At 70.6% G+C, this 23,348-nt stretch carries 28 protein-coding genes; 17 read left to right on the top strand and 11 right to left on the bottom strand.

What is annotated here, in order from left to right:
- Positions 1-9: 9 nt before the first annotated feature.
- The 4 genes from EXE41_RS03740 to EXE41_RS03725 form a co-directional block, all read right to left on the bottom strand.
- Positions 10-447, bottom strand: a complete 438-nt coding sequence (locus EXE41_RS03740) for an RNA-binding protein (RefSeq protein ID WP_086219220.1) — start codon at positions 445-447, stop codon at positions 10-12.
- A gap of 21 nt (positions 448-468) precedes the next feature.
- Positions 469-657, bottom strand: a complete 189-nt coding sequence (locus EXE41_RS03735) for a hypothetical protein (protein ID WP_006113388.1) — start codon at positions 655-657, stop codon at positions 469-471.
- A 100-nt stretch (positions 658-757) separates the two neighbouring features.
- Positions 758-1,339: a hypothetical protein gene (locus EXE41_RS03730; protein WP_176454919.1), complete on the bottom strand. Its 582-nt coding sequence runs from the start codon at positions 1,337-1,339 to the stop codon at positions 758-760.
- 137 nt (positions 1,340-1,476) lie between these two features.
- Positions 1,477-1,671 (bottom strand): methytransferase partner Trm112, encoded by a 195-nt coding sequence (locus EXE41_RS03725; RefSeq protein ID WP_004596226.1) that lies wholly within the window; start codon positions 1,669-1,671, stop codon positions 1,477-1,479.
- A gap of 142 nt (positions 1,672-1,813) precedes the next feature.
- Between EXE41_RS03725 and EXE41_RS03720 the strand changes: the two genes are divergently transcribed.
- Both EXE41_RS03720 and EXE41_RS03715 read left to right on the top strand, forming a co-directional pair.
- Complete coding sequence (locus EXE41_RS03720; RefSeq protein ID WP_086215706.1) at positions 1,814-2,104, top strand: ribonuclease P protein component 4; 291 nt, start codon at positions 1,814-1,816, stop codon at positions 2,102-2,104.
- A 128-nt stretch (positions 2,105-2,232) separates the two neighbouring features.
- Positions 2,233-2,469: a hypothetical protein gene (locus tag EXE41_RS03715; RefSeq protein WP_137690319.1), complete on the top strand. Its 237-nt coding sequence runs from the start codon at positions 2,233-2,235 to the stop codon at positions 2,467-2,469.
- Positions 2,470-2,576: 107 nt separating this feature from the next.
- Here the strand turns inward: EXE41_RS03715 and EXE41_RS03710 are convergent, their stop codons facing one another.
- The 3 genes from EXE41_RS03710 to EXE41_RS03700 all read right to left on the bottom strand — a co-directional run bounded on the left by EXE41_RS03710 (position 2,577) and on the right by EXE41_RS03700 (position 4,815).
- A complete protein-coding gene (locus EXE41_RS03710; protein ID WP_137690318.1) occupies positions 2,577-3,260 on the bottom strand; it encodes an HAD-IIB family hydrolase in 684 nt (227 codons plus the stop codon).
- An 84-nt stretch (positions 3,261-3,344) separates the two neighbouring features.
- Positions 3,345-4,517 (bottom strand): Cdc6/Cdc18 family protein, encoded by a 1,173-nt coding sequence (locus EXE41_RS03705; RefSeq protein ID WP_049929831.1) that lies wholly within the window; start codon positions 4,515-4,517, stop codon positions 3,345-3,347.
- A gap of 94 nt (positions 4,518-4,611) precedes the next feature.
- On the bottom strand, positions 4,612-4,815 hold the full coding sequence (locus tag EXE41_RS03700; protein WP_049929833.1) for a hypothetical protein: 204 nt from the start codon (positions 4,813-4,815) through the stop codon (positions 4,612-4,614).
- A 160-nt stretch (positions 4,816-4,975) separates the two neighbouring features.
- Here EXE41_RS03700 and EXE41_RS03695 point away from each other — a divergent pair, with 160 nt between their 5' ends.
- The gene (locus tag EXE41_RS03695) at positions 4,976-5,374 is read left to right on the top strand and encodes a hypothetical protein (RefSeq protein ID WP_137690317.1); all 399 of its coding nucleotides are present in this window, start codon (positions 4,976-4,978) and stop codon (positions 5,372-5,374) included.
- Between the two features lie 113 nt (positions 5,375-5,487).
- On the opposite strand, the gene EXE41_RS03690 is transcribed toward EXE41_RS03695, so the two are convergent.
- Together EXE41_RS03690 and glpK are read right to left on the bottom strand one after the other, a co-directional pair.
- Positions 5,488-6,654, bottom strand: coding sequence for a hypothetical protein (locus tag EXE41_RS03690; protein ID WP_080508546.1), 1,167 nt, complete (start codon positions 6,652-6,654; stop codon positions 5,488-5,490).
- The gene (gene glpK / locus EXE41_RS03685; protein ID WP_049929837.1) at positions 6,655-8,193 is read right to left on the bottom strand and encodes a glycerol kinase GlpK; all 1,539 of its coding nucleotides are present in this window, start codon (positions 8,191-8,193) and stop codon (positions 6,655-6,657) included. It lies immediately after the preceding gene.
- 380 nt (positions 8,194-8,573) lie between these two features.
- On the opposite strand from glpK, the gene glpA reads away from it, so the two are divergent.
- The 14 genes from glpA (at position 8,574) to EXE41_RS03615 (ending at position 22,204) form a co-directional block, all read left to right on the top strand.
- Positions 8,574-10,406: an anaerobic glycerol-3-phosphate dehydrogenase subunit GlpA gene (glpA, locus tag EXE41_RS03680; RefSeq protein ID WP_086215703.1), complete on the top strand. Its 1,833-nt coding sequence runs from the start codon at positions 8,574-8,576 to the stop codon at positions 10,404-10,406.
- A complete protein-coding gene (glpB, locus tag EXE41_RS03675) occupies positions 10,406-11,785 on the top strand; it encodes a glycerol-3-phosphate dehydrogenase subunit GlpB (protein WP_137690316.1) in 1,380 nt (459 codons plus the stop codon). Before glpA ends, glpB begins: the two co-directional genes overlap by 1 nt.
- A complete protein-coding gene (locus EXE41_RS03670; protein ID WP_137690315.1) occupies positions 11,782-13,290 on the top strand; it encodes an anaerobic glycerol-3-phosphate dehydrogenase subunit C in 1,509 nt (502 codons plus the stop codon). The genes glpB and EXE41_RS03670 overlap by 4 nt, the downstream gene beginning before the upstream one ends.
- A 128-nt stretch (positions 13,291-13,418) precedes the next feature.
- Positions 13,419-14,411: a hypothetical protein gene (locus EXE41_RS03665; RefSeq protein ID WP_137690314.1), complete on the top strand. Its 993-nt coding sequence runs from the start codon at positions 13,419-13,421 to the stop codon at positions 14,409-14,411.
- Between the two features lie 80 nt (positions 14,412-14,491).
- Positions 14,492-15,898, top strand: a complete 1,407-nt coding sequence (locus EXE41_RS03660; RefSeq protein WP_137690313.1) for a CRTAC1 family protein — start codon at positions 14,492-14,494, stop codon at positions 15,896-15,898.
- Positions 15,899-15,990: 92 nt separating this feature from the next.
- Positions 15,991-16,191 (top strand): hypothetical protein, encoded by a 201-nt coding sequence (locus tag EXE41_RS03655; protein WP_049929846.1) that lies wholly within the window; start codon positions 15,991-15,993, stop codon positions 16,189-16,191.
- 98 nt (positions 16,192-16,289) lie between these two features.
- A complete protein-coding gene (locus tag EXE41_RS03650) occupies positions 16,290-17,015 on the top strand; it encodes a ribosome assembly factor SBDS (protein WP_089307763.1) in 726 nt (241 codons plus the stop codon).
- Between the two features lie 154 nt (positions 17,016-17,169).
- A complete protein-coding gene (locus EXE41_RS03645; protein ID WP_094494938.1) occupies positions 17,170-17,655 on the top strand; it encodes an aminoacyl-tRNA deacylase in 486 nt (161 codons plus the stop codon).
- Between the two features lie 133 nt (positions 17,656-17,788).
- Positions 17,789-18,832 (top strand): metal ABC transporter solute-binding protein, Zn/Mn family, encoded by a 1,044-nt coding sequence (locus EXE41_RS03640; RefSeq protein ID WP_089307764.1) that lies wholly within the window; start codon positions 17,789-17,791, stop codon positions 18,830-18,832.
- Between the two features lie 100 nt (positions 18,833-18,932).
- The gene (locus EXE41_RS03635) at positions 18,933-19,673 is read left to right on the top strand and encodes a metal ABC transporter ATP-binding protein (RefSeq protein WP_049929854.1); all 741 of its coding nucleotides are present in this window, start codon (positions 18,933-18,935) and stop codon (positions 19,671-19,673) included.
- On the top strand, positions 19,673-20,749 hold the full coding sequence (locus EXE41_RS03630) for a metal ABC transporter permease (protein ID WP_049929856.1): 1,077 nt from the start codon (positions 19,673-19,675) through the stop codon (positions 20,747-20,749). Before EXE41_RS03635 ends, EXE41_RS03630 begins: the two co-directional genes overlap by 1 nt.
- Positions 20,750-20,847: 98 nt before the next feature.
- Positions 20,848-21,132, top strand: a complete 285-nt coding sequence (locus EXE41_RS03625) for a hypothetical protein (RefSeq protein WP_049929859.1) — start codon at positions 20,848-20,850, stop codon at positions 21,130-21,132.
- A gap of 78 nt (positions 21,133-21,210) precedes the next feature.
- On the top strand, positions 21,211-21,654 hold the full coding sequence (locus EXE41_RS03620) for a hypothetical protein (protein ID WP_049929861.1): 444 nt from the start codon (positions 21,211-21,213) through the stop codon (positions 21,652-21,654).
- A gap of 37 nt (positions 21,655-21,691) precedes the next feature.
- The gene (locus EXE41_RS03615) at positions 21,692-22,204 is read left to right on the top strand and encodes a DUF123 domain-containing protein (protein ID WP_086215694.1); all 513 of its coding nucleotides are present in this window, start codon (positions 21,692-21,694) and stop codon (positions 22,202-22,204) included.
- A 62-nt stretch (positions 22,205-22,266) separates the two neighbouring features.
- On the opposite strand, the gene EXE41_RS03610 is transcribed toward EXE41_RS03615, so the two are convergent.
- Both EXE41_RS03610 and EXE41_RS03605 read right to left on the bottom strand, forming a co-directional pair.
- On the bottom strand, positions 22,267-22,749 hold the full coding sequence (locus EXE41_RS03610) for an acyl-CoA thioesterase (protein WP_049929865.1): 483 nt from the start codon (positions 22,747-22,749) through the stop codon (positions 22,267-22,269).
- Positions 22,750-22,828: 79 nt separating this feature from the next.
- The gene (locus EXE41_RS03605; protein WP_049929866.1) at positions 22,829-23,287 is read right to left on the bottom strand and encodes a bifunctional nuclease family protein; all 459 of its coding nucleotides are present in this window, start codon (positions 23,285-23,287) and stop codon (positions 22,829-22,831) included.
- Positions 23,288-23,348: the final 61 nt, after the last annotated feature.

Here is a 23,348-nt window from a genome sequence, read left to right as displayed (position 1 = left end):
AGTAGTCTGTCAGTCGTCGTCGGCCAGCCGCGAGAGCGTCTCGCGGGCGTTCGCGACCGCCTTCTCCTTCTTCGCCGGGTACGCCTCGACCTTCGTGCGGACGGTGAGACCCGGGCCGAGGCGGACCTCGTCGCGGAACGCCGCCTGTTTGTCGAGGCGGAGGAACAGCGCGCAGTTGTCGTCGACCCGCTCGTCGAGCTCGTCGAGGACGCGGTCGAGGTCCTCCAGCTCTGCGAGCCGGTCTAACACGTGTCGCATCTCGTCGGCCCGCTCGACCCGCGCCGAGAGCACGACGATGCGGTCCCCGTGGTGCCCCACGTTCTCGACGCGGTCGAGTTCGACCTCGTCGGGGAGGAGGGAGTACAGCGCCTGCTCGACTCGTTTGACGTCTTCGGTGGCGTACGAGAACGCGCGGAGGTCGACGTAGTGGAAGGGGACTTTCGGCATGCGGGACGGGTGGGGGCGGCGTTACTCCTCGCTCTCGACGGCGTCGAGCGCGTCCTCGGGGACGCCCGTCTCTTGGCCGTCCTCGAAGCTGACCGTGTACGTCGCGTCGCCGAACATGGTCTCCATCACCTGCGTGATCGTGCCCGACTCGCCGTCGTACTCGCTGTGTTTGTCGTGGAGCACGACTTCGTCTTCCTTCTCGAAGCTCATGGCGTTTCGTTCCGCCGGGACGGTTAAAAGCGCGCGGATCCCGACTGAGAGGACGCGGACCGCGCGCGGGGGAACGGGCGGGACGGCGACCCGCGTCGCCTCACGTCACCGCGAGCAGCACCGCGCCGAACGCGGTCATCAGCGCGACCCCCACCGCGAGCCAGACGACGGCGCTGTCGGCGGCGAGCGCGACCCCCACTGCGGCGACGACCGCGATCAGCCCGAACGCCGCGCCCGCGACCCCGCCGCGCCGAACGAGTCGGTCGAGCGCGTTCACCGCGCGCTGCCCGGGCGGCACCTCCGGGGTCTGCTCCGGGGGGGCGGAGAGCGTCTCGTCGACGGCGACGGGCTCGCTCGGGGAGTCGGGCGACGGATCGACCCGCACGTCGACGTAGCGCGTGTTCGACCCGTACCCGGTGACGATCTTCAGCTTGCCGCGGACCCGCTCGTCGACGTCGGCGGTCGACACGTGGACGTGACGGGTGGCCTCGTCGGCGACGAAGTGGTTCCCCTCGTCGAGCGTCGCCACCCGGTCCAGCTCGTCGTCGAAGTGAAGGTGGACGTGCGTCGAGCGGCCGCTGTTCTCGAGCACGACCGGGAACGGCCCGTCGGTGACGAACGAGTCCGGCGCGTCGATGTCGTGGACCGCCTCCCCGTTCAGTTCGACGTCGAGTGTCGGCACGGGTGGAACCACGACCCCGCACTAAAAAAAGATTCACACGAGCGAGGAGTTCGGGCGGCGGCGTCGACCGCCGGAGGCCGTCGTCGCGGTCGGCGCCTCGGGGCGGATCCGCTCCCGCCGCTCCGGAGCGGAACCCCCTACGCAGCCGCCTCCTCGCGCATGTCCGGCGGGAGGAGGTTCGGGATCCCGTCTTCGATGGGGTACGTCTCGCCGCACTCCGTACAGGTGAGCGTCCCGGCGAGGACCTCCTCGTCGTCCGCGTCGTCGACGTCGAGTTCGAGAGTCGCCTTGTCGAGCGGACAGCAGATCACGTCCATCAGGGATTCTTTCATATCGCTCGGTTGGGTCGGACCGATAAAAAAGCGTGCGGGTCCCGGCCGGCGCCCCGCGTCCGGAGCGTCGGCACGGTCCGGGCGGCCGCCCCGCCCGACCCGGATAACAACCTCTTTGGCGCCGCGCGCCGCCCTCGGTGACATGGGCATCCCGGCGGAGCGGATCGAGCGGCTGTTCGCGCTCGCTCGCGAGGCCGTCGTCGACGATGAATACGACCGCGCCCGCGGGTACGTCGCCCGCGCCCGCCGGATCGCCGAGCGCAACCGCTGCGGCGTTCCCGCCGAGCTCTCACGGCGCGCCTGCGACGACTGCGCCGTCTACCTCCGCCCCGGCAAGACGAGCCGCGTCCGGACGCGACCCGGGCGCGTGGTCGTCCGGTGTACGGAATGCGGGTCGACGGCGCGGTATCCGTACGGAGAAAGTGAGACGTGAGCAGTGGACGGCCGGATCGGAGGGGAGACGAGATGGAAACGACAGGACTGGCACTGGTCTGCTGGTACTCGGTTTGTGTCGTTCCCCCCTCGCCTACTTTTTTATCCAATAGAATAGACTTTCGCGACATGAGTCACAGCGTCGGACCAACCCGACACGTCCGTACTGGAATCCGGTACGCGGCGGTAGGGGTGGTGGTACTGGCGGCGTGGAACTTCTTCGCACCGTACGTGGGGGCGCCCTCGTGGGCACCGTACTTGGATATACTCCCAGTAGTGCTCGGACTAACCGAAGCGAACGGGGTCGTCAACGCAACGCACATCCTTGTCCTCGCCGTCGGCGCGGTAGTAATAATGAAGATATAGCCACCTCAGCGAAGGCCGGAGTTCCGGCCGTATGGACAGATTCAGCCCCGAGTCTCACGATTTTCCCGGGCGAGTGCGACGCTGTCGCGCGTAACCACCCTCGATATCTACTCCGCGCGCCCGCGGAGTTCGTCGAGCACCGAGATCGTTCCGTCCATGTACCCGTCGTCCACCACCTCGTCGGCGGCGTCGCGGGCGGCGGCGTCTGCGTTGGCGACCGCGTACGACTCGCCGGCGACGCCGAACGTCGACGCGTCGTTCTCGCTGTCGCCGATCGCGACGAACGCGGCGGGGTCGACGCCGAGCGCGTCGGCGACGACGCGGAGCGTGCGACCCTTGCTGACCCCCACCGACTTCACGTGGTAGGCGTAGCCGGTGTCGACGATCTCCACGTCGTCGCCCGCGGCCGCGGCGACCTCGCGGAGCAGCCCCGCGTCGACGTCGGGTCCGAGCGCGACCTCCGTCTCGCGCCAGCGGTTCACCGTGTCGCCGTCGCCCCAGCCGATCGCTCCGCCGCGCTCGCGGAACGCCTCGACGACGGCCCACGCCGCGTCCGGGTCGCCGACGAGCGTCGTCTCGCCGCCGACGTACGCGACGCCGCCGTTCTCCGCGATCACGGTCTCCTCGCGGCCGAGGAAGTGCGCGAGCGCCACCGGGTACGGGAACGCCTTGCCGGTGGCGAACACGACCGGCGCGTCCCACCCGGGCAACAACTCGAAGACTCGCGGATCGATCCGGCCGCTCGGCGTCGTCAGCGTACCGTCGATGTCGAGCGCGAGGGGCGGAACCATACCATCGGGTCGGCGGCACGGCGACAACTGTCTTCCGTTCGAACGGAGGCGGGGCGGACCGGACGGCGGCCACCCGCGCGGCGCCTACCCGGAGCGGGTGCGACGGTCGAACAGCTCGCTGAAGACGACCGTCGGGAACAGCGGGACGAGCCGGCTCGGCGGTCGGCCCTTACCGTCGGTCTCGCGGACGGTGACTCGTTCGAGCAGGCCGGCGTCGGCCAGCTCGTAGAGCACGCGCCTGACCGTCGACGCCGAGAGGTCGACGCCCGAGCGCGCCGCGATGGTCTCCGTCGCCACGCCGACGGTCGAGCGCTCGTCCTCGGAGAGCCCGGCGAGCTCGTAGAGGAGCCGCTGGCGGCTCTCGGGGAGCGCGAGCACACGCCCCAGCGCCACGCAGGGCCGGGGAACGCCGTCGACGCCGGCGTCGACGTCGCCGGACCGGATCGTCGACGCCCCCGACCGCTCCGCGTTGACCGCCGCGCCCATCACGGCGGCGAGGGCGTCGTGGGCGTCGCCCGCGGCCCACTCGACGACCTCGCGGATCTGGTCGTGGCTGAGCGCGTCTCGGCCGAGCCCCGTCGAGCACCGGCTCGTCAGCAGCTCGACGAGCACGTGTCGGCGGTACTTCGCGAACTCGACGGTCGTCTCCGGCTCCCAGCCGATCGCGTCCGGCGGGTCGCGGCCGAGGAACGCGGGGACGAGCCGCTCGCCCACGTCGTTCAGCCAGTCGATCAGCGTCGCCGCCGTCGGCGTCTCGGCCTCGTTCGCGTGGTCGACGGCGACGACGAGGTCCGGACCGGTGCGCATCGCGTCGCGCAGGGAGGCGGCCAGCTCCTCGGTCCCGATCCCGTGGTCGGGAACGGAGTCGTCGCTCATGGCGGCCAGCATCGCGTGGTACAGTCGGAAGCGGGTCGACGCCCGCCGGGCGTCGACGTAGACGAACCCGGGGATCGTCGGTTCGACCGCCCGCGTCGTCGTCTGGATGGCCCGACGGGGGCCGCTGTGCGCCGCGAGCCGGTCGAACAGCGAGGAGACGACGGCGGACTTCCCGCTCCCCTTCGGGCCGTACACGTAGACGCTCGGCGGGAGCGACCCGGAGAACGCGGGCTCGAACACGTCGAGCAGGCGCTCGATGGCCGGGCCGCGGCCGACCGGCGAGTCGACGTGGGTGACCGGGGAGACAGCCTCGAAGTCGGCGAGAACGCTCATGCCCGCGTCGTAGCCGAGCCGTCGCTCGATCCGGTCGTCGATGTTCACGGGCCCCCCTCCGTGATCGCCGAACAAAACTGTCGCGACTCGCGGAGCGCGCGCGGCGGCGCGGTCGGGCGGGTTCGGCGCGCCGGCCGGCCCGTTACCAGTGTTCGGGTTTGTATCGGTTGATGAGCGCCGTGGAGACGACAAAGACGACTCCGCTGATGAGGCCGGCTATCACCCCGACGACGAGCCGAACGGAGATCGTTCCCGCCGAGACCACCGCCGTCACGGCCGCGACGACTGCCATCACGACGAGGAGGTTCCGCCGATCCCGCCGGTCGAGCCCGAGCCGGTCCAACATACCACCACCTCCTCGGCGCGGTGATTAAATACCCCACGTTCGCTCCGTGGCGAGGGCTCACCGGACGCGCGCCCTCGACGGCGCCGACCGCGGTCGCGGGAGCGAGCGCGGGACTCGCCCGATGGAAACCTATACCAGCGTCGGGCGAACTACGACTGGTATGTCGAACGACCCGGGCGTGGAGGCGCTCCACACGGTCGACGACCGGAGCAAAGTTGTCGCCGTCCTGACGACCGTGGCCGCGTTCGGTGCCGGCATGTTCACCGTCGGCGACATCGAGTTCGTCTCGATCGCCGCCGCCGCGATCGGGATCGGCGCCCGGTTCGGCTCGGTGTGGTGGGGCGCCCGGATCTTCGTCGACCGCGACTCGGCGGCGGTCGCCGACCAGCCGACTGCGGGGCGCTACCACCACGGCGCGGTCGGAGTCGCGCTCGTTCTGGCGGGCGCGATCGCCCTGATCGCCCGGTACCTCGGCGTCGAGGTGACGACGGTCGCCGTCGCCGCGTCCGCGGTCGCCGCCGGCGCGTTCCTCGCCTTCTCCGCGTTGCTCCCGGACTGACGGTCGCACCGGGGCGCCGTCACCGAGACACCGGTCGCTGTCCGGGCGATTCCGACCGACCGCGGATGAGCGATGTGCCATAATAAAAGACCCCTGCCGAAAGTGAGGACGCGTTAGATCCCCGTGCCGGGGATCCAGACGGCCCAGTTGAGCAGTCCGGCGATGACGAGCAGGCCGAGCGTCAGCGACCAGACCACGATGGCGGCCGCCGGCGGGTCGAAGTGCGTGTCGGAGTGCGCGTAGAACACGCGCTGCGACGCCTCACCGACGACCGCGGCGAACACGCCGAACAGCGCGCCGAACAGCAGCGCGGGCGCGGCGCCGAACGCCAGCGGCGCGGTCAGGTCGGCCGCCGAGAGGTCCGTGAGCGTCGTGATGCCTCCCTGCCACACGGAGAGGAAGGCGGTCGACCCCGCCAGCGTCATGTGGTGGGTGACCGGGATCCGGTCGACGCCGAGGTTCAGGAACAGCAGCGACCCGGCACTGATCCCGAAGCCGGCGAACACGGCGATAAGGCCGTGCCCGCCGGTGATCATGTTGTACGTGATGACGGCCGAGGCGAGACCGGCGAAGAAGCCGATCGCCGCGACGTGCGACCACTTGTACATGTTCGGCAGCCACGGCTCGACGGCGAGGCGGTCCTCGCTGGCCTTGCCGCCGTCGCCCACCACTTCCCCGGGCTCGCGCATCTGCTCGCGCTCGAACGGCCCCATGTCGAAGTAGCCGTTCGCCTTGTCGCTCACCTTGCCGACGATGCTGTATCCGAACACCGCCCGAACGACGAGGGCGCTGATGACGATGCTCACCGGGATCGGGTCGACCGGGATCGCCAGCTGCCGGGAGAGCTGCTCGATGAGGACGCCGAAGACGCCGAAGACGGCCCCCACGGCGAGGATGTCGGGTTTACTCCCCAGCGCGAAGCCGATGTCCTTCGCGTTGTGGTAGTCGAATCCGGACTCCATATAGCCCTTGTTGGCAGCGTAACCGGCGGCCGCGACACCTCCCGCGAAGGAGATATGCGGGCCGAAGACGGGACCGAACCCGACGTCCACGCCGAATCCACCGCCGCCGAGCGACCCGCCGATCACGAGGAAGCCCGTGAAGATGAACGCCGGCAGGGCGCCGAGCGCCGCCCCGAAGGCGCCGCCCGCGAGCGCCCCGAGAAGGATCGCTGGATTGGTCAGGCTCTGGATCACGTCGGTCGGCGCGCCCGGGTCGTAGCCGACCTGTAGCACGGTGTCGGCCGCGACGGCCAGTTCCGGCAGCAGTTCGACGCTCATCTATTCGTCCTCCTCGTCGATCGCCCAGTTCTTCGAGCGCTCGACCGCGTCGTCCCAGCGGCCGTAGAGTTTGTCGACATCGGCCTGGTCCTTCTCGGGCGTGAACTCGCGGTCGATCTGCCAGTTGTCGCGCAGCTCGTCGACGTTGTCCCAGTAGCCGACCGCGAGCCCGGCGGCGTACGCCGAGCCGAGCGCGGTGGTCTCGTCGACCTCGGGCCGCGCGATGTCGGTCTGGATGATGTCGGACTGGAGCTGACAGAGGAAGTTGTTCTTCACCGCGCCGCCGTCGACGCGGAGCGTCGTGGTCTCCACGCCGGAGTCGGCCTCCATGGCCTCGGCGATGTCGCGGGTCTGGTAGGCGATCGATTCGAGCGTCGCCCGGACGATGTGCTCCTTGCTCGTGCCGCGGGTCATCCCGACGATGGTCCCGCGTGCGCGGCCGTCCCAGTGCGGCGCGCCGAGTCCCGTGAACGCCGGGACCATGTAGACGCCGTCGGTCGAGTCGACCGAGCGCGCCAGTTCCGCGGTCTGTGCCGCGTTGTTGATCAGGTCGACGTCCTCGAGCCACTCGATGGCGGCGCCGGTGATGAAGATGGACCCTTCGAGCGCGTACTGGACGGGCTCGCCGGACATCTGGAACCCGATCGTCGTCAGCAGTCCGTGGTCGGACTCGACGGCGTCGGTCCCGGTGTTCATCAGGTAGAACGAGCCGGTGCCGTAGGTGTTCTTCGCGTCGCCCTCGTCGAAGCAGGTCTGGCCGAACAGCGCGGCCTGCTGGTCACCGAGCGCGCCGGCAACCGGGACCTCCTCGCCGAGGAAGCCGTCGGCGTCCGTGTGGCCGTAGTAGTCCTCGTCGGAGGAGGGGCGTACCTCGGGCACCATCTCCTTGGGCACGTCGAACTCGTCTAAGAGCTCGTCGTCCCACTCCAGTTCCCGGATGTTGTACAGCATCGTCCGGGAGGCGTTCGTGACGTCCGTGATGTGGTTGCCCGTCAGGTTGTAGATGAGCCACGAGTCGATGGTGCCCATCACGAGTTCGCCTGCGCGAGCGCGGTCGCGGAGGTCGCCGCCGCGCGAGCTCTGCATCTTGAGCGGCTCCGCGTTGTCGAGGATCCACTCGGTCTTGGTCGCCGAGAAGTACGCGTCGGCCTCGAGGCCGGTCTTCTCGCGGATCTCCTCGACCTTCTCGTCCTCTTGTAGCTCCTCGACGCGGTCGGTCGTCCGACGGTCCTGCCACACCAGCGCGTTGTGGACCGGCCGTCCGGAGTCTTTGTCCCAGACGATGGTCGTCTCGCGCTGATTGGTGATGCCGATGGCCTCGAGCTGATCGGCGTCGAGCCCGGCCTCGGCGAGCCCGTCGAGGACGACTTCTTGAGTGTTCTCCCAGATCTCGATCGGGTCGTGTTCGACCCAGCCCGGGTTCGGGTAGATCTGTTCGTGCTGTTCGTAGGCGTTCGCGACGACCTGGCCCTCATGGTCGAACACCATGAATCGAGTCCCGGTCGTCCCCTGGTCTATCGCACCGACGTACTGTGTCATGTTGTGGATCCCTCCTGTGGCGCTGGTCCGCGTGCGTCGGCGACCGGCTCGGCCTCGTCGTCGAGGGCGAGCCCGGGGTCGCGTTCGCCGTCACGGCGTCCGACCGTCGAGGCCGACCCGTCCGGAGCCGGACCGAAACGGCCGGAAGACGCACCGCCGCCGCCGCGACATATCTTCACGGAAGCTACCACGCCGATCGTGAACATAATGTACTACCATAATAATCTTCCTGTTGAAATCCGGACATCGGCGCGAATGAAAAAGTCTAGTATATAAATAAATCGGCGCTGGCAGGGATTACACTACTTGAATATCCGTGATAGTTATGGGTGGGGCACCTCGGGAGGTAAAGTAAAGTGGTCGGGGTCCAAGTGGCTCGCATGGACAGACAAGTGGACGTCGTCGTCGTCGGTGGGGGCTCGACGGGGTGCGGCGTCGTCAGGGACCTGGCGCGACGGGGGCTCGACGCGGTCCTCGTCGAGAAGGGGAACCTGACGCACGGCACGACCGGACGGATGCACGGGCTCCTCCACAGCGGGGGCCGCTACGCGGTCTCGGACCAGAAGAGCGCGGAGGAGTGTATCGAGGAGAACCGAGTTCTCCGCGACATCGCGGCCCACTGCGTCGAGGAGACGGGGGGAATGTTCGTCAAGCGACCCGAGGACTCCGAGGAGTACTTCCAGGAGAAGCTGGAGGGATGTAAGGCGTGTAACATTCCCGCCGAGGTGATCGACGGCGAGGAGGCGCGCCGTCGCGAGCCGTACCTCGCGCGCGATGTCGAGAAGGCGATCGCCTTACCAGACGGCGCGATCGACCCGTTCCGGCTCTGCGTGTCGAACGCTGCGGACGCCCGCGAGCATGGCGCGCGAATCGAGACCCACGCACCGGTGACCGACGTGCTCGTCGAGGACGGCGAGGTCGTCGGCGTCGAGATCGAACACGAGACGGGACCGGGGAAGCGCGTCCACCGCGAGCCGGGGACGACCGAGGAGATCCGCGCGCGGCACGTCGTCAACGCGACCGGCGCGTGGGCGGGGAACGTCGGCGAGATGGCTGGCGTCGACGTGGAGGTGCGCCCCTCGAAGGGCGTGATGACGGTGATGAACACCCGGCAGGTCGACACCGTGATCAACCGCTGTCGGCCGAAGGGCGACGCCGACATCATCGTCCCCCACGAGACCGCCTGTATCCTCGGCACGACCGACGAGGAGGTCGACGACCCCGAGGACTACCCCGAGGAGGACTGGGAGGTCGACCTGATGATCGAGACGCTCTCGGAGCTCGTGCCGGCGCTCGAAGACGCCCGCACGCTCCGCTCGTTCTGGGGGGTCCGCCCGCTGTACGAACCCCCGGGGACCGGCACCGAGGACCCGACCGACATCACGCGCGACTACTTCCTCCTCGACCACGGCGACCGCGACGACCTTCCGGGGATGACGACCATCGTCGGCGGGAAGCTCACCACCTACCGGATGATGGCCGAGTCCATCTCCGACCACGTCTGCGAGACGCTCGGCCACGAGGCGACCTGCGACACCGCCGAGGCGCCGCTGCCGGGATCCGAAGACCCGGCGCGCATGGAGGAGCTGATGGACGAGTTCGGGCTCCGGTCGCCCGTCGCGCGGCGCTCGGGCCAGCGGCTCGGCTCCCGGGCCGACGACGTGCTCGACGAGTACGATCCGAACCCGATCGTCTGTAACTGCGAGAGCGTGACCCGCGCGGAGGTCCAGGACGCTGTCGACGACGCCGGCTCCGACCTCAACGCGGTCCGGCTGCGGACCCGCGCCTCGATGGGGAACTGCCAGGGCGGCTTCTGTACGCACCGCATCGCGTCGGAGCTCGCCGAGGAGTACCCCGAGCCGGTCGTCCGCGACGCGGAAGACGAGCTGTACCAGGAGCGCTGGAAGGGCCAGCGCCACGCGCTGTGGGGCGAACAGCTCTCGCAGGCGATGCTGAACCACCTGCTCCACGCGACCACGATGAACCGCGACGGCGACCCCGCGAACCTCGACGGCGAGGTGGACTTCGGCGCGTTCGACGCGGGCGCCGACGCGCCGGGCGCCGACGGCTCCGGCGGCGACACGGGGACCGCGGCCGCAGACGGTGGCCGCGCAAGCGACGACGCGGCGACCGACGGGGGCCGCGCAAGCGACGACGCGGCGACCGACGGGGGCCGCGCAAGTGACGACGCGGCCACCGACGGAGGGCGCTGATGGCGATAAACAGCGACGTGCTCGTGATCGGCGGCGGCCTCGCCGCGATCACGGCCGCGGTTTCGGCCGCCCGCGAGGGCGCGGACGTGCGGCTCGTCTCGCACAAGTCGAGCACGCTGCGGCAGGCCTCCGGGCTGATCGACGCGCTCGGCTACGTCCCGGCGACCGAGCCCGCGAAGCCGCTCCGGGACGGGCCGCCGACCGCGGGCCGGAACCTCGACCGCGACGAGTGGCCGGACCCGGAGGGGCCGCTCGCCGACCCGTTCGAGGGGATCGACCGGCTCCCCGAGTCGCACCCGTATCGGGTCGTCGGGAGCGACGCGCTCCGGGAGGGGCTCGACCTCTTCGACGACCTCGCGGGCGACGCGTACCGCGGCGGCCACACCGACCGCAACGCCCTCGTCCCGACGTTCGGCGGCGCGGTGAAGCCGACGGCGCGCTACCCCGCGGCCGCCGAGGCGGGGCTCGCGAGCGACGACCGCCCGATGCTGGTCGTCGGGTTCCGGTCGCTCACGGAGTACGACGCGCGCGCCTTCGCGGGGCGGCTCGAGGCCGCGGGCGTGCCGTTCGACGCCGCGGGCGCGGAGGTCGAGTTCGCGGAGGCGTTCCGCGCCGACGCGAAGATCACCCGGCTCGCGAAGGCGCTCGACCACGACGAGGAGATAGACGGCGTCCCCGCCCGCGAGGCGCTCGCGAAGGCGGTCGCGCCGCACCTCCACGACGTGGTCGACGAGGCAGGCGGCGTCGACCGCGTCGAGCGGGTCGGCTTCCCCGCGTTCCTGGGCGACGACCGGGGCGAGGAGGTCCGCGAAGAACTCGCTGACCGGCTCGGCGCCGACGTGTTCGAGATCCCGATGGGCCCGCCGAGCCTCCCCGGCCTGCGGCTCGAAGACCGCCTGTTCGACGCGCTCGACGCCGAGGGCGTCCGGTTCGAGACCGGGAACCCCGTCGTCGGCGTCGAGTCCGCGACCGACGGTCGCGTGGAGACGGTCGCGGTCGATCGGAAGGGTCGCACGGCGCCGTACGGCGCCGACGCGTTCGTGCTGGCGACCGGCGGGCTCGTCGGGAAGGGGCTCGACTCCGACCGGGAGGGGGTCCGGGAGCCCGTCCTCGACCTCCACGTCGACCAGCCGGACGACCGGTACGAGTGGTTCGTCGACGACGCGTGCGGCGACCAGCCGTACGCGCGGTTCGGGGTCCGGCCCGACGAGCGGTGTCGCCCCACGGACGCCGAGGGAACGGTACAGTACGAGAACGTGTTCGCGGCCGGCGGCGTCGTCGGCGGCGCGGACGCGGCGCGGGAGAAGTCCGCGAGCGGGGTGTCGCTCGCGACCGGCCTCGCGGCCGGGCGACAGGCGGCGACGGAGGCGAACCAATGACACGACACACGGACGACGACGGAGACGTGGGGGAGTCGAACGAGGCGACCGAGTCGAGCGACGGCGGCTACGAGGGGCCGACGCCGGGCGTCCCGGAGTCCGGCCGCGACGAGCAGCCGTCGGTGTTCGTCCCCGACGAGGGGGAAGTCGCGGAGACGGACGCGACCGCGGGCGACCGCGCCGCAACCGACGGCGGCGTCGAAAGCGCCTCGGCCGGAGCGGATTCGACCGAGCTCGACCCGGACGCGTACGACCCGGTCGACGTGTTCCCCGGCGGCGACCTCGACCTCCGCGAGGGGGCCGACTCCTGTTACAAGTGTACGAGCTGCGATACCTCCTGCCCGGTGGCTGAGGTCGACGACGAGTTCCCCGGGCCGAAGTTCCAGGGCCCCGAGCAGTGGCGGCTCAAACGGAAGGACGACCACGACATCGACGAGTCGATCACCTCCTGTTCGAACTGTATGCGCTGTGACGACGCCTGCCCCTCGGGAGTGCCGCTCTCCCAGATGCACAACGAGGCCCGCGGGCAGTTCGTCGAGCGCCAGATGGAGAAGCTCTCCGTCGAGTACATCCGGAATCGGGTGTTAGCGAACTACCGCACCTCGGCGAGCCTCGCGAGTATGTTCCCCCGGACCGCATCGTTCGCGATGAACTTCGGCCCCGCGCGGTGGGCGATGGAGAAGGTTATGGGGATCCCGAAGGAGCGCGACTTCCCCGAGTTTGCCACGGAGACGTTCCGCGAGTGGTGGAAGGCGCGCGGCGGCGCACAGGTGGAGAACCCCGACAAGCGCGTGGCGTACTTCCACGGCTGCTACTCCAACTACAACACGCCCGAGGTCGGCAAGGCGTTGGTCTCAGTCTACGAGCACTTCGGCTACGAGGTGATGGTCCCGCCCCAGAAGTGCTCGGGCACGCCGATGTTCGCGAACGGGATGCTGAAGGACGCCCGCCGCCACGCGGAGACGAACGTCGAGAACCTCGTCGAGGCCATCGCCGACGGCGCAGACGTGATCGCCTCCTGTACCTCCTGTTCGCTGTCGCTGCGCCAAGAGTACCCCGAGCTGTTCGACCTCCACGGGATCGACGACGTCGCCGAGCACACCTTCGAGGCGCTGGAGTACCTCCGCATCCACGAGGACCTAGAGGAGGCGCTCGACGAGGCCGGCGGGCTCGACGACGAGCGCGCCTTCGCGTATCACGCGCCGTGTCACGCCCGGAATCAGGGGCTTTCCCGGCAGGCAGTCGAGACGTTCCGCGACGTCGACGGCGTGAAGATGGAGGACGTCGGCGACTCCTGTTCCGGCATCTCCGGCACCTACGGCTGGAAGGAGGAGAAGTACGAGAAGTCGATGGAGATCGGCGCGGAGATGTTCGAGCACATGGAGGACGCCGAGGGCGAGGTCGGGATGACCGAGTGCCCGACCTGCGCGATGCAGATGGAACACGGGACCGGCTACGAGATCGAACACCCGCTCCAGCTGCTCGAGGACGCGCTGGGAGCGTAAGGTCCCGTCGCTCCGCCCCCGCGCCGGACCCGACTCGGCACGTCGCGGTTTCCCCGCTCACCGGTGGTTATCGGACGCGATAACTGTGCGAGAATCCTTATGAGGAGGACACGCCCACACCGGTACACGTGACACTCGAACAGTTTCTCGATCGCTTCGACGGCCCCGAGCGCTCCGTCGTCATCGTCAACCGGACCGACCCGGACCCCGTGCTGAACATGCTCGTGGACACGTTCGGCGACGACGCGGTGGGAGTGGTCGACGGCCGCGTGATCACCGGCCCGGGCGATCGACGAGTCACCGACGGCGCGGGGCCAGCCGGAGCCGCGAGCCGCGAGCGGACGCACGGTCTCACCGCCCGAGAACTGGCGACGACCGGCGTGCTCGACGATGACACCGGGACCGTCCCCTCCCTCGACGTCGAGGTGCTTCGCCGCCACGACGACGTTCCGTTCGACGGCGGCGACCCCGACGAGATCGAGAACCTCGTGCTGCTCATGGAGGGCGGCGAGGTGGTCGCCGGCTCGACGCTCGCCGAACTCGGCGACGCGGTGCTCTTCGTCAACTCGGACCTGTACGTCACCGGCAGCCGGTCCCTCGGCGACGTCGATCTCCCGTCGGTGATAAGCGGCCTCGGCGACGCGACGTTCACGCTCCGCGGGTATCCCGAATCGAACCGACAGAAGCTGCTCCTCATCACCATCTCGCGGTTCATCGAGCGCGCGGCGTGGGCCGCCGGCGACGGCACCCTGCGCTCGTCGTTCCAGCGGCTCTCGCGGATCGACGACGAGGTCGGCACGCGGAACGTCTACGAGCGCGTCACCGAGACCGCCGTCGACACGCACCTCTACGGGGTCCCCGACAGGCTCCCGGCGGACCTCGACGCCGTGATCCACGCCGGGAACGACCCGGACTTCACAGATAGCTGGTTCGTGGTGTACCGGCCGCCGGAGGGACCGCACTCGGCCGCGAGCGACCCGAGTAGCGACCTCAAGCGCGGTGTCGAGGGCGGCGTCGGACTCCTCGCGGTCGAGACGGAGCCGCGAGTCTGGCGCGGGCTGTGGACGTTCGACGCCGACCGGATATCGCGGGTGAACCGGTACATCGAGCGGAACCTATAGCCTCGGTTACCATTTCTCACCGCGGGAGCCGCTCGTATCCAACCCGTGCGTTCATATTCTCGGAGCGGTGACGGGCGGCCATGTTCACGGAGCGGTCCGGTCTCCTCGACGACGGACGCCCGATGCGCGGATACGGGGTCGCGGTGACGCCCGGCCGCGACGGACCGCTCGTCTTCGTCGCCGGCTACGGCGAGCCGAATCGGCTGTACGCCCGGAAGGACGGCCGCTACGTCGACACCGCCTGCGGGATCGTCGCCGACGGGACGCGCCACGGGATGGGCGTGTGCGCGGCCGACCTCGACGCCGACGGCTGCGAGGAGGTGTACGTCCACAACTGCGCGCGCGGCGTCGACGGCGGCGACCCCGACCTCCTCTTGAGCCGACTGGAGGCCGACCGGTACCGCTGGACCGACGTGTTCGCGCGGGAGGTGAACGCCGACCGCCTCGACGTCCGTGCGGGCCGGTCGGTCGCGGCGCTCGACCGACTGGGGACCGGCCGGTACGGCGTCGCGGTCTCGGGCTACGCCGCCCCGCTCGCGTTCTACGAGCTCGGCGACGACGGCGAGGTGACCGACATGGCCGAGGCGGTCGGGCTGGAGGTCGACGGCGGCTGTCGGTCGCTGCTCGCGGTCCCGTACCGCTCCCGCGAGGGCGACCTGTTCGCGGGCGTCGAGGGGGGACCGAACCGGCTGTTCAGCAACCGCGACGGCCACTACGACCGCACGGACGGCGGTCCCGCCCTCTCCGATCCCAGCGGCGACACCCGCGGCGCGGCGGTCGTCGACGAGGGCGGGACGTTCGCGCTCGCGGTCGGCAACGAGGCCGCGCCCAGCCGCCTCCTGCGCTGTTCGCCGGCGGGCGGCTACGACGACGTGGCCCCCGCCCCGCTCCGCGAGGTGGGCGCGGTCCGGACGGTCGTCGCCGCGGACTTCGACAACGACGGGCGCGAGGAGCTCTTCTTCAACGTCTGCGGCGCGGAGAACCGGCTGTTCGAGCGCGTCGACCGCCCGGGCGAGCCGCCGGGGTGGGAGCCCGTCCCGCTCGGGCCGGCCGCGGAGCCGGACGGGTTCGGCACCGGCGCGGTCGCGGCCGACGTCGACGGCGACGGGGCCCTCGAACTCCTCGTCGTCCACGGCGAGGTCGCCGCGCAGCCGGTGACGGTGTACGGCGCCACGGACGCGCCCGACGCCGGCTGGCTCCGCGTGCGCCCGACGACGCGGCAGGGCGCGCCGGCGCGCGGCGCGGTCGTCACGCTGGAGACCGCCGACGGCGTCCAGCGGCGGGCGATCGACGCGGGCGGCGGCTGCCTCTGTCAGACGGAGCCGGTCGCGCACTTCGGGCTCGGCGGCGCGAAGCCGCTGCGCGTGGACGTGCGGTGGCCCGACGGCCGCGAGCGGACCGTCGTCGGGCCGAGCCCCGACCAAGAGATCACCGTCGAACACCCGTCGCGCAGGGCGACCGACCGCGACGCGCAAACGAGGCGGTAGCTGCCGGACCCGTCCCGCCGAGGGTCGGGCGTCGTCGTGGCCAGAACTGCCGCCCTTCGCGGGTTCAAGTGCCCCCGGACGTACGGGGAGGTATGGTAGATCCGACCTCGGACCTCGAGGAGGACGTCGACGAGGAGTCCGCGCCCGGGTGCGCCACGTGCGGCCAGCCGGCGCTGGGGAGCGGTCGTCGAACGATCACGTGGGTCGACGGCGACGACATCGTCCACCGACACTTCTGCTCGGAGTCGTGCCGCGAGGAGTGGGACGACGAGCGGCCGTCTGCGGGAGGGTAGCCGGGTCGGCGCGGGGGCGCCGCGACCGGACGCCGCGGTTCATTGCGGCGAAGACGGCGGCGGGAGGCTTTTTGCCCGCGGGGGTGGTAGCGTCCGGTATGATATCGCTCGACGAGGCCGTGACGGCCCGACTGGAGTCACACGGGGAGCGCTTCGAGGTCCTGATCGACCCCGACGCCGCGCTCGCGATCAAGCGCGGCGAGTTCGACGGTGACTTAGAGGAGGTCATCGCCGCGGAGGACGTCTTCGAGAACGCCTCGCGGGGCGACCGACCGGCAGAGGAGGATTTAGAGACCGTCTTCGGCACCACTGATCCGCTCTCGATCATTCCGGAGGTCGTCGATCGCGGGGAGATACAGATCACCGCCGAGCAGCGCGCGGAGATGCAAGAGCGGAAGCACAATCAGCTGGTGACCACCATCACGCGCAACGCCGTGAACCCGCAGATGGACGACTCGCCGCACCCGCCCGAACGGATCGAGCGCGCGCTGGATGAGGCCGGGTTCCAGATCGACCCGATGGAAGCGGTAGAGAACCAGGTCGACGACGCGCTCGACGCGCTGCGACCGGTGATCCCGATCCGGTTCGAGGAGGTGACGATGGCGGTCCAGCTCCCGGCCGACTACGCCGGGTCCGGACAGGCGCAGATCCGGGAGTTCGGCGATCTTGAGCGCGAGGAGTGGCAGAACGACGGCTCCTGGGTTGGGGTACTCACCTTCCCGGCCGGGCTCCAGAACGACCTCTACGACCTCGTCAACGAGGTCACCTCGGGCGAGGGCGACGCCCGCGTGATCAAGGACAAAGACGAACTCCGGACCCGGTAACGGGTCCTGACGGCCCGGCGACCGCGCCCGGAGAGCGACCGCAACGCCGACCGCGCTCGCGACACCGACCACGACGCGGACCGCGACTCTGCCCGTCGCCGCAGTTTCACCGCCTCCGAGAGGTTGATGTCCGCGGGGCGCGGTCTCGTATCGCATGCACCCACGCGCGGCGGAGTTCGAACGGCGGGCTCGGGAGCGGTACGGCGTCGAAATCGACGTGCTGGAGTTCGACGCCGGCACGGAGACGGCGGCCGCGGCGGCCGACGCGCTCGACCGCGAGACGGGCGCGATCGCGTCGACGATCGTCGTCTCGCTCTCCGGCGGCGACCGAGACGGAAGCCTCGTCGCCGCGATCACGAGCGGCGCGAACCGGCTTGACCTCGACGCCGTCGCTGACCACTTCGACGCCGACGACGCCGAGATGGGCGACCCGGGGCGCATCCGCGAGGTCGTCGGCTGGAGCATCGGCGGCGTGCCGCCGATCGGCCACGACGCCGCGCTCCCGACGGTGTTCGACCCGACGCTCGCCGAGTACGACACCGTGTACGGCGCCGCCGGGACACCGAGCGCGGTGTTCGCGGTCGACCCCGAGACGCTCGCCGACCTCGCGGACGCCGCGGTCGTCGACCTCACCGAATGAGGCGGCGTCGCGCCGGGCCCGACGCCGCTCCGACTCCGGCGTTGTTAATCGACGGTCGGTTTCGGGGGCGAGATTATTAAGACTGAGTTATGAAATAATAACTTTTTTCTATTAATCCGCGTTACAGATCGGTATGACTCACTCACGGCGGTCGGTGCTGCGGCGCGGTGCCGGGTTGGCGGTCGCGGGAACGGCGGCGTCGCTCGCGGGGTGTACCGGGAACGGGGGCGGCAGCTCCGAGGAGTTCGACTCTGGGTACGCCGCGTTCTTCACGCTCAACGACTGGGCCAACGAGGTCGCGGGCGACAACGCGAGCTTCGAGGACCCGGTCGACGTGGGCCAGCTCGGCCACGGGTGGACGCCCGACGGGACCCTCGCGGCGGACGTCGCGGCGACGGACGCGTTCGTCTACCTCGACAGTCCGGAGTTCGCGTGGGCGCAGGACCTGGCGGCGACGCTGGAGAGCGACTACGACACGGTCGCTACGGTCGACGTGCTCGACGGGCTCGAAGGCGATCTGCTCGAGTGGAACCACTCTCACGGGGAGAGCCACGACGAGGAGGGCCACGACGAGGAGGGCCACGACGAGGGGGACCACGACGGGGAGGGCCACGATGAGGGAGACCACGACAACGGGACCCGGTACGACCCCCACGTCTGGACGGACCCGGTCCTCGCGGCCGAGATGGTCGACACGATCGCGACCGGGCTGGGCGAGGCGGACCCGGACAACGCCGAGGCGTACGCCGCCAACGCCGAGGCGTACGCCGCGGATCTGGACGCGATCGACGACGCCTTCCGGTCGATCGCCGAGGACGCCGCGCGCGACGTGGCGGTGTTGGCGGGCCACAACTCTTTCCAGTACCTGGAGGCGCGCTACGGGTTCCGGCTCCGCTCGCCGGTGGGCGTCTCGCCGCAGAACGAGCCGACGCAGTCGGAGATCGCCGACACGATCGACCTCGTCGACGCGGAGGGGATCGACGTGGTGCTGTACGACCGGTTCCAGTCGCCGCGGCTTGCCGAGTCGATCGTCGAGAACAGCGGCGCGACGGAGGCGGTCCCCGTCACGCCGGCCGGGGGGACGACGCGGGAGTGGAACGACGCCGGGTACGGCTACCTCGAACAGATGACCGAGATCAACGTCCCGGCCTTCGAGCGGGCGTTCGGGGCGCAGTGACCGGCACGGCCGCCGGCGCGCCGAGCGACCCCCCGACCCGGCGGCGCGGCGACGGAGTAAAAGAGCTAAACGTGCGGCCGGTCCAGATGGGGCACACGAAGTGACCGCGATCGTCGACCTCGACGGCGTGACGTTCTCCTACGGCGACACCGTCGCCGTGAGAGACGTCTCTCTCACCGTCGAGGAAGGCGACTTCCTCGGGCTCGTCGGACCGAACGGCTCCGGGAAGACGACGCTGCTCCACCTCATGCTCGGCCTCCACGAGCCCGACGAGGGGTCCGTCGAGCTGTTCGGCCGGCCGGTCGACGAGTTCGACGACGGCGGCCGGATCGGCTACGTCTCCCAGAAGGCGACGAGCCGCGGCGGCGCGATGCCCGTCACCGTCCGTGAGTGCGTCACGATGGGGCGGTTCGCGCACGCCGGGCGAGGGCGGCTCTCCGCGGCCGACCGCGCCGCCGTCGCGGACGCCATCGAGACGGTCGGGGTCGGGGACCTGGCCGACCGGCTCGTCTCGGAGCTGTCCGGCGGGCAGAAGCAGCGAGCGTACATCGCTCGCGCCCTCGCGAGCGACGCGGACCTGCTCGCGCTCGACGAGCCGACGGTCGGCGTCGACGCCGAGTCGCGCGACGCGTTCTACGCCCTCCTCGACGAGCTCAACGAAGACGGGATTACGATCATCCTCATCGAACACGACATCGGCGTCGTCACCGACCGCGCGGACCGCATCGCCTGTATCAACACCGAGCTGTACCACCACGGGGACACGGAGTCGTTCGTCGATAGCGACGCCCTCGCGGAGGCGTACGGCGCGACCGGACAGGTCGTCCACCACCACCACTGATGACCGGGGAGACACCGGCTGACCGGGAGCGGGAGCGTCCGCGTCCGGACCGGACCGGCCGCGAACGAGGACTCCGCCGGACCGCGGAGCTCGCCGGGATCGGGCTCACGGGCGTCGTCGCGGCGGTCATGCTCTCGTTCCTCCTCCTCTACTGGACGCAGGACCTGCCGGTGGCGAGCGAGCTGTACGCCGCGTTCCGCTCGATGGGGCGCGCGATGGACGCCGCGTTCGGGACGAACGTCTTCCGACACCCGATCATGTGGCAGTCGATGGCGGTTGGCGTGCTCGTCGGGGTGGTCGCCCCGCTCGTCGGCTCCTTCCTCGTCCACCGCGAGATGGCGCTGATCGGCGAGACGCTCGCGCACACCGCGTTCGCCGGGGTCGCCGTCGGGATCCTCGTCACCTCCTCGACGGGGTGGAACGGCTCGCTGCTGCTCGTCGCGCTCGCGGTCGGCATCCTCGGGGCGCTCGGGGTCCAGTGGCTCACCGAGCGCACCGACGCGTACGGCGACGTACCCATCGCGATCATGCTCAGCGGGAGCTTCGCGGTCGGGACCCTGATCATCAGCTACGGCGACGGGCTCACCGGCGTGAACATCCAGGGGTACCTGTTCGGGAACCTCGCGGTCGTCACGCCGGAGGGCGCGCGCCTCATGGGGGCGCTCTCGCTGATCGTCGTCGCGGGCGTTGCGCTGACGTACAAGCAGCTCCTCTTCATCACCTTCGACGAGCAGGCCGCGCGGGTCGCCCAGCTGAACGTCACCGGCTACAACACCCTGCTCGTCGTGCTGACCGCGGTCGTCGTCGTCGGCGCGATGCAGGTGCTCGGCGTCATCCTCGTCGCGGCGATGCTCGTCGTCCCCGTCGCGGCCGCCTCGCAGGTGGCCCGGAGCTTCCGCGAGACGATGTACCTCGCCGTCATCTTCGGCCAGCTGTCGGTGATCGGCGGCTTCGCCGTCTCGATCGGACTCGGCCTCCCCTCCGGGGGGTCGATCGTCGTCACGGCCATCGCGGTGTACCTCGGCAGCATCGTCGGCTCCGGCTCCTCGGTGAAGGCGATCTCGTCGCACGGTTGACGGGTCGGACCGGCGGGCTCGGAGGCCGCAGGCGGCGGTCGTGCGCGGCTCGCGTCCGGTTTCCACAGACCCTTATGTCGCGGCCGCGACCGACGGATATGGGAGAGACAGAAACCTACACGGTCACCGGTCCCGACGGTGACGAGGAGTCGTTCGAACTGCCCGCCGGCCTCGTCGACGTGCTCAGCGAGCAGGGCGAGGCCGCGACCGCCGTGGTCTCAGACGTCGTCGTCCAGGCGATGGCCCAGCAGGCGCACGTCATCGTCCACCACAGCGAGGGCGACGTGCCCGAGGACATCGCGGAGATGAACGAGACGGCCGCGGAGCTGTTCGAGGAGCGGTTCGGGCAGTCGCTCGAAGACGCGCTCGGCCACTCGCACTGAGCGGGTCCGACGCGCCCCGGCACCCGAACGAGTTCGTCCGACCGGCCGCTTAAGCCGGTCGAGTCCCTACGTTTTCGTATGTCTACTGACCCGGACGGCGCGGACGCGCCGGTGCTGATCTTCGACGGCGACTGCCCGTACTGCTCGGTCGCCGCCGTCGCGCTCCGCCGGCTCGAGGGCGTCGTCGCGGTCCCGTGGGAGGCCGACCCGGTCGGTCCGTTCCTCGACGCGCAGTTCGGCTCGCGCCCGTTCGCGATGGTGCTCGTCGACCCGGTCGAGCGGCGGGTGTACGCGGGGCGGTCGGCCGCCGAGGAGCTGGCCGACCGCGCGGGAACGCCGGGCATCGTCGGCGGGCTCGTGCGCGACAACTACGACCGCATCGCCGACGTCGTCGGGACGCTGTCCGGCCGGGGCCGCGACCCCGCGGACGTCCACGACACCTACCGACTGGACGACGACGCGGGCGAGATGGTCGGGTCGCTCCGGGCGGCCGCCGACGAGGCGCCGACCGCGCTGTCGTGAGCGCGACCGGGACCGGGTCGCGGCCGGCGGGGGACGGATGACCGACGCCGACGGCGGCAGCTACACCCTCATCGTCGCCCTCGCGGCCGACGCCACGCTGTCGGCGGGCGCGCTCGGCGAACACCGTCTCCCGGCCGGCGCGTACGCGTACACGGGCAGCGCGCTCGGCGCCGGCGGGTTCTCGCGGGTCGACAGGCACCGGCGGACGGCGCGGGGCGACCACGACGTCCGCCACTGGCACGTCGACTACCTGCTCGGTCACCCGGCCGCGCGGATCGACCGCGTCGTGCGGAGCCTCGGCGTCGACGTCGAGTGTCCGGTCGCGGAGCGCCTACCCGCCGGCCCGGTAGACGGGTTCGGCGCCTCCGACTGCGACTGTCCGAGTCACCTCGCGGCAGGCGACGGGTCCGAGGCGGCCGAGGTGAGCGGACCCGACCGCGACGCGCTCGACGGCCTCGCGGAGCGCGCGCTGGCGGCGCACGAGGCCGCGGTCGCGGCCGCCGCCGACCCGGACGCGACCGTCGAGGTCGTCGCGGGCTCGGGAGAGTAACGGGCCGTGCGGTCGGCGGTCGTGCCGGTTCACGGGGCTGGAGGTCGTGTCGGTCTGCGCGGTCAGAGGTCGTACCGGTTCACGACCTGTCGCAGCTGCTCCTCGCGCCCGTTCATAGCGTCCTCGCGGAGCGCTTCCTCGTCGGCGGTCGGACAGTCGAGGTCGGGGACCGGCGTGGGGCGCCCGTCGTCGTCGAGCGCGACGAACGTGAAGTAGGAGGTGGTGGTCCGGCGCGTCTCGTCCGTGCGGGGATTCTCCGCGCGCACGTCGACCTTCACGTCGACGCTCGTCCGGCCGGTGTTGAACACGTATCCCTCGACGATCGCGACCTCGCCCATCTCGATCGGGGAGATGAAGTCGACGTGGTCCATCGAGGCGGTGACCACCTGTCGGTTCGAGAACCGCATGCCGGCGATGGCGCCGCAGATGTCCATCCAGTGGAGCACGGCGCCCCCGAGCGCCCGGCCGAGGTTGTTCGTGTCGTTCGGGAGGAGCATCTCCGTCATCTCCGTGTGCGAGGAGGCGAGCGTCGCGGTCTCGTCCATGCCCGTGGTGGGAGATGCGGCAACTTGAACGACGGGCTTCGGCGCGGGCCCGCCGCCCGCCGAGTCCGGGGCCCCGGGCTCAGCGCTCCTCCGATGGGTCGCCGTCGCCGCTAAACTGGACCGAGTCGGGCGGTCGCCCCGCTTCGTCTATCACCTCGTCGGTGACGACGATCGGACAGTCGAGGCGCACGGCGAGCGCGAGCGCGTCGGAGGGACGGGCGTCGAAGACGAACCGCTCCGGCTCGCCCTCCTCGTAGCGCTCGGCGTCGACCTTCGCGTAGAAGGTGCCGTCGCGGAGGTCGTCGACGCGGACGCGGTCGATGGCGCCGCCGAACTCCGTGAGGATGTCAACGAGCAGGTCGTGCGTGAGCGGTCGGTCGAACGGTTCGCCCTCCAGCGCCATACCGATCGATCGGGCCTGGTCGCCGCTGACGAATATCGGGACGTACTCGTCGCGCGCGGAGAGGATCACCGCCGGGACGTCGCCGCTCGGCGCAGACCCCGCACCGACCCCGACGACCTCGGCTTCGTGTTCCATATCGGAACGTGGTGACGGCCGCTTGAATAGCTGTCCCACGCGCGTCCCGTTCGGTCCGCGA

It is taken from the genome of Halorubrum sp. SD690R (genome assembly GCF_005435035.1).
GTDB classification, from domain to species: domain Archaea; phylum Halobacteriota; class Halobacteria; order Halobacteriales; family Haloferacaceae; genus Halorubrum; species Halorubrum ezzemoulense.
The sequence above is the reverse complement of the archived record's forward strand: the minus strand, read 5'-3'. Positions and strand labels throughout refer to the sequence as shown.

Bases quoted from the DNA above. Each gene is read 5' to 3' on its own strand.
- EXE41_RS03655 (WP_049929846.1), top strand. From the start codon at position 15,991: ATGGTAGATCCGACCTCGGACCTCGAGGAGGACGTCGACGAGGAGTCC.
- EXE41_RS03645 (WP_094494938.1), top strand. From the start codon at position 17,170: ATGCACCCACGCGCGGCGGAGTTCGAACGGCGGGCTCGGGAGCGGTAC.
- EXE41_RS03625 (WP_049929859.1), top strand. From the start codon at position 20,848: ATGGGAGAGACAGAAACCTACACGGTCACCGGTCCCGACGGTGACGAG.
- glpA (WP_086215703.1), top strand. From the start codon at position 8,574: ATGGACAGACAAGTGGACGTCGTCGTCGTCGGTGGGGGCTCGACGGGG.
- glpK (WP_049929837.1), bottom strand. From the start codon at position 8,193: ATGACACAGTACGTCGGTGCGATAGACCAGGGGACGACCGGGACTCGA.
- EXE41_RS03700 (WP_049929833.1), bottom strand. From the start codon at position 4,815: ATGTTGGACCGGCTCGGGCTCGACCGGCGGGATCGGCGGAACCTCCTC.
- EXE41_RS03660 (WP_137690313.1), top strand. From the start codon at position 14,492: ATGTTCACGGAGCGGTCCGGTCTCCTCGACGACGGACGCCCGATGCGC.
- EXE41_RS03630 (WP_049929856.1), top strand. From the start codon at position 19,673: ATGACCGGGGAGACACCGGCTGACCGGGAGCGGGAGCGTCCGCGTCCG.
- EXE41_RS03695 (WP_137690317.1), top strand. From the start codon at position 4,976: ATGTCGAACGACCCGGGCGTGGAGGCGCTCCACACGGTCGACGACCGG.
- glpB (WP_137690316.1), top strand. From the start codon at position 10,406: ATGGCGATAAACAGCGACGTGCTCGTGATCGGCGGCGGCCTCGCCGCG.
- EXE41_RS03725 (WP_004596226.1), bottom strand. From the start codon at position 1,671: ATGAAAGAATCCCTGATGGACGTGATCTGCTGTCCGCTCGACAAGGCG.
- EXE41_RS03715 (WP_137690319.1), top strand. From the start codon at position 2,233: ATGAGTCACAGCGTCGGACCAACCCGACACGTCCGTACTGGAATCCGG.
- EXE41_RS03640 (WP_089307764.1), top strand. From the start codon at position 17,789: ATGACTCACTCACGGCGGTCGGTGCTGCGGCGCGGTGCCGGGTTGGCG.
- EXE41_RS03735 (WP_006113388.1), bottom strand. From the start codon at position 657: ATGAGCTTCGAGAAGGAAGACGAAGTCGTGCTCCACGACAAACACAGC.
- EXE41_RS03605 (WP_049929866.1), bottom strand. From the start codon at position 23,287: ATGGAACACGAAGCCGAGGTCGTCGGGGTCGGTGCGGGGTCTGCGCCG.
- EXE41_RS03615 (WP_086215694.1), top strand. From the start codon at position 21,692: ATGACCGACGCCGACGGCGGCAGCTACACCCTCATCGTCGCCCTCGCG.
- EXE41_RS03720 (WP_086215706.1), top strand. From the start codon at position 1,814: ATGGGCATCCCGGCGGAGCGGATCGAGCGGCTGTTCGCGCTCGCTCGC.
- EXE41_RS03650 (WP_089307763.1), top strand. From the start codon at position 16,290: ATGATATCGCTCGACGAGGCCGTGACGGCCCGACTGGAGTCACACGGG.
- EXE41_RS03740 (WP_086219220.1), bottom strand. From the start codon at position 447: ATGCCGAAAGTCCCCTTCCACTACGTCGACCTCCGCGCGTTCTCGTAC.
- EXE41_RS03690 (WP_080508546.1), bottom strand. From the start codon at position 6,654: ATGAGCGTCGAACTGCTGCCGGAACTGGCCGTCGCGGCCGACACCGTG.
- EXE41_RS03710 (WP_137690318.1), bottom strand. From the start codon at position 3,260: ATGGTTCCGCCCCTCGCGCTCGACATCGACGGTACGCTGACGACGCCG.
- EXE41_RS03670 (WP_137690315.1), top strand. From the start codon at position 11,782: ATGACACGACACACGGACGACGACGGAGACGTGGGGGAGTCGAACGAG.
- EXE41_RS03620 (WP_049929861.1), top strand. From the start codon at position 21,211: ATGTCTACTGACCCGGACGGCGCGGACGCGCCGGTGCTGATCTTCGAC.
- EXE41_RS03610 (WP_049929865.1), bottom strand. From the start codon at position 22,749: ATGGACGAGACCGCGACGCTCGCCTCCTCGCACACGGAGATGACGGAG.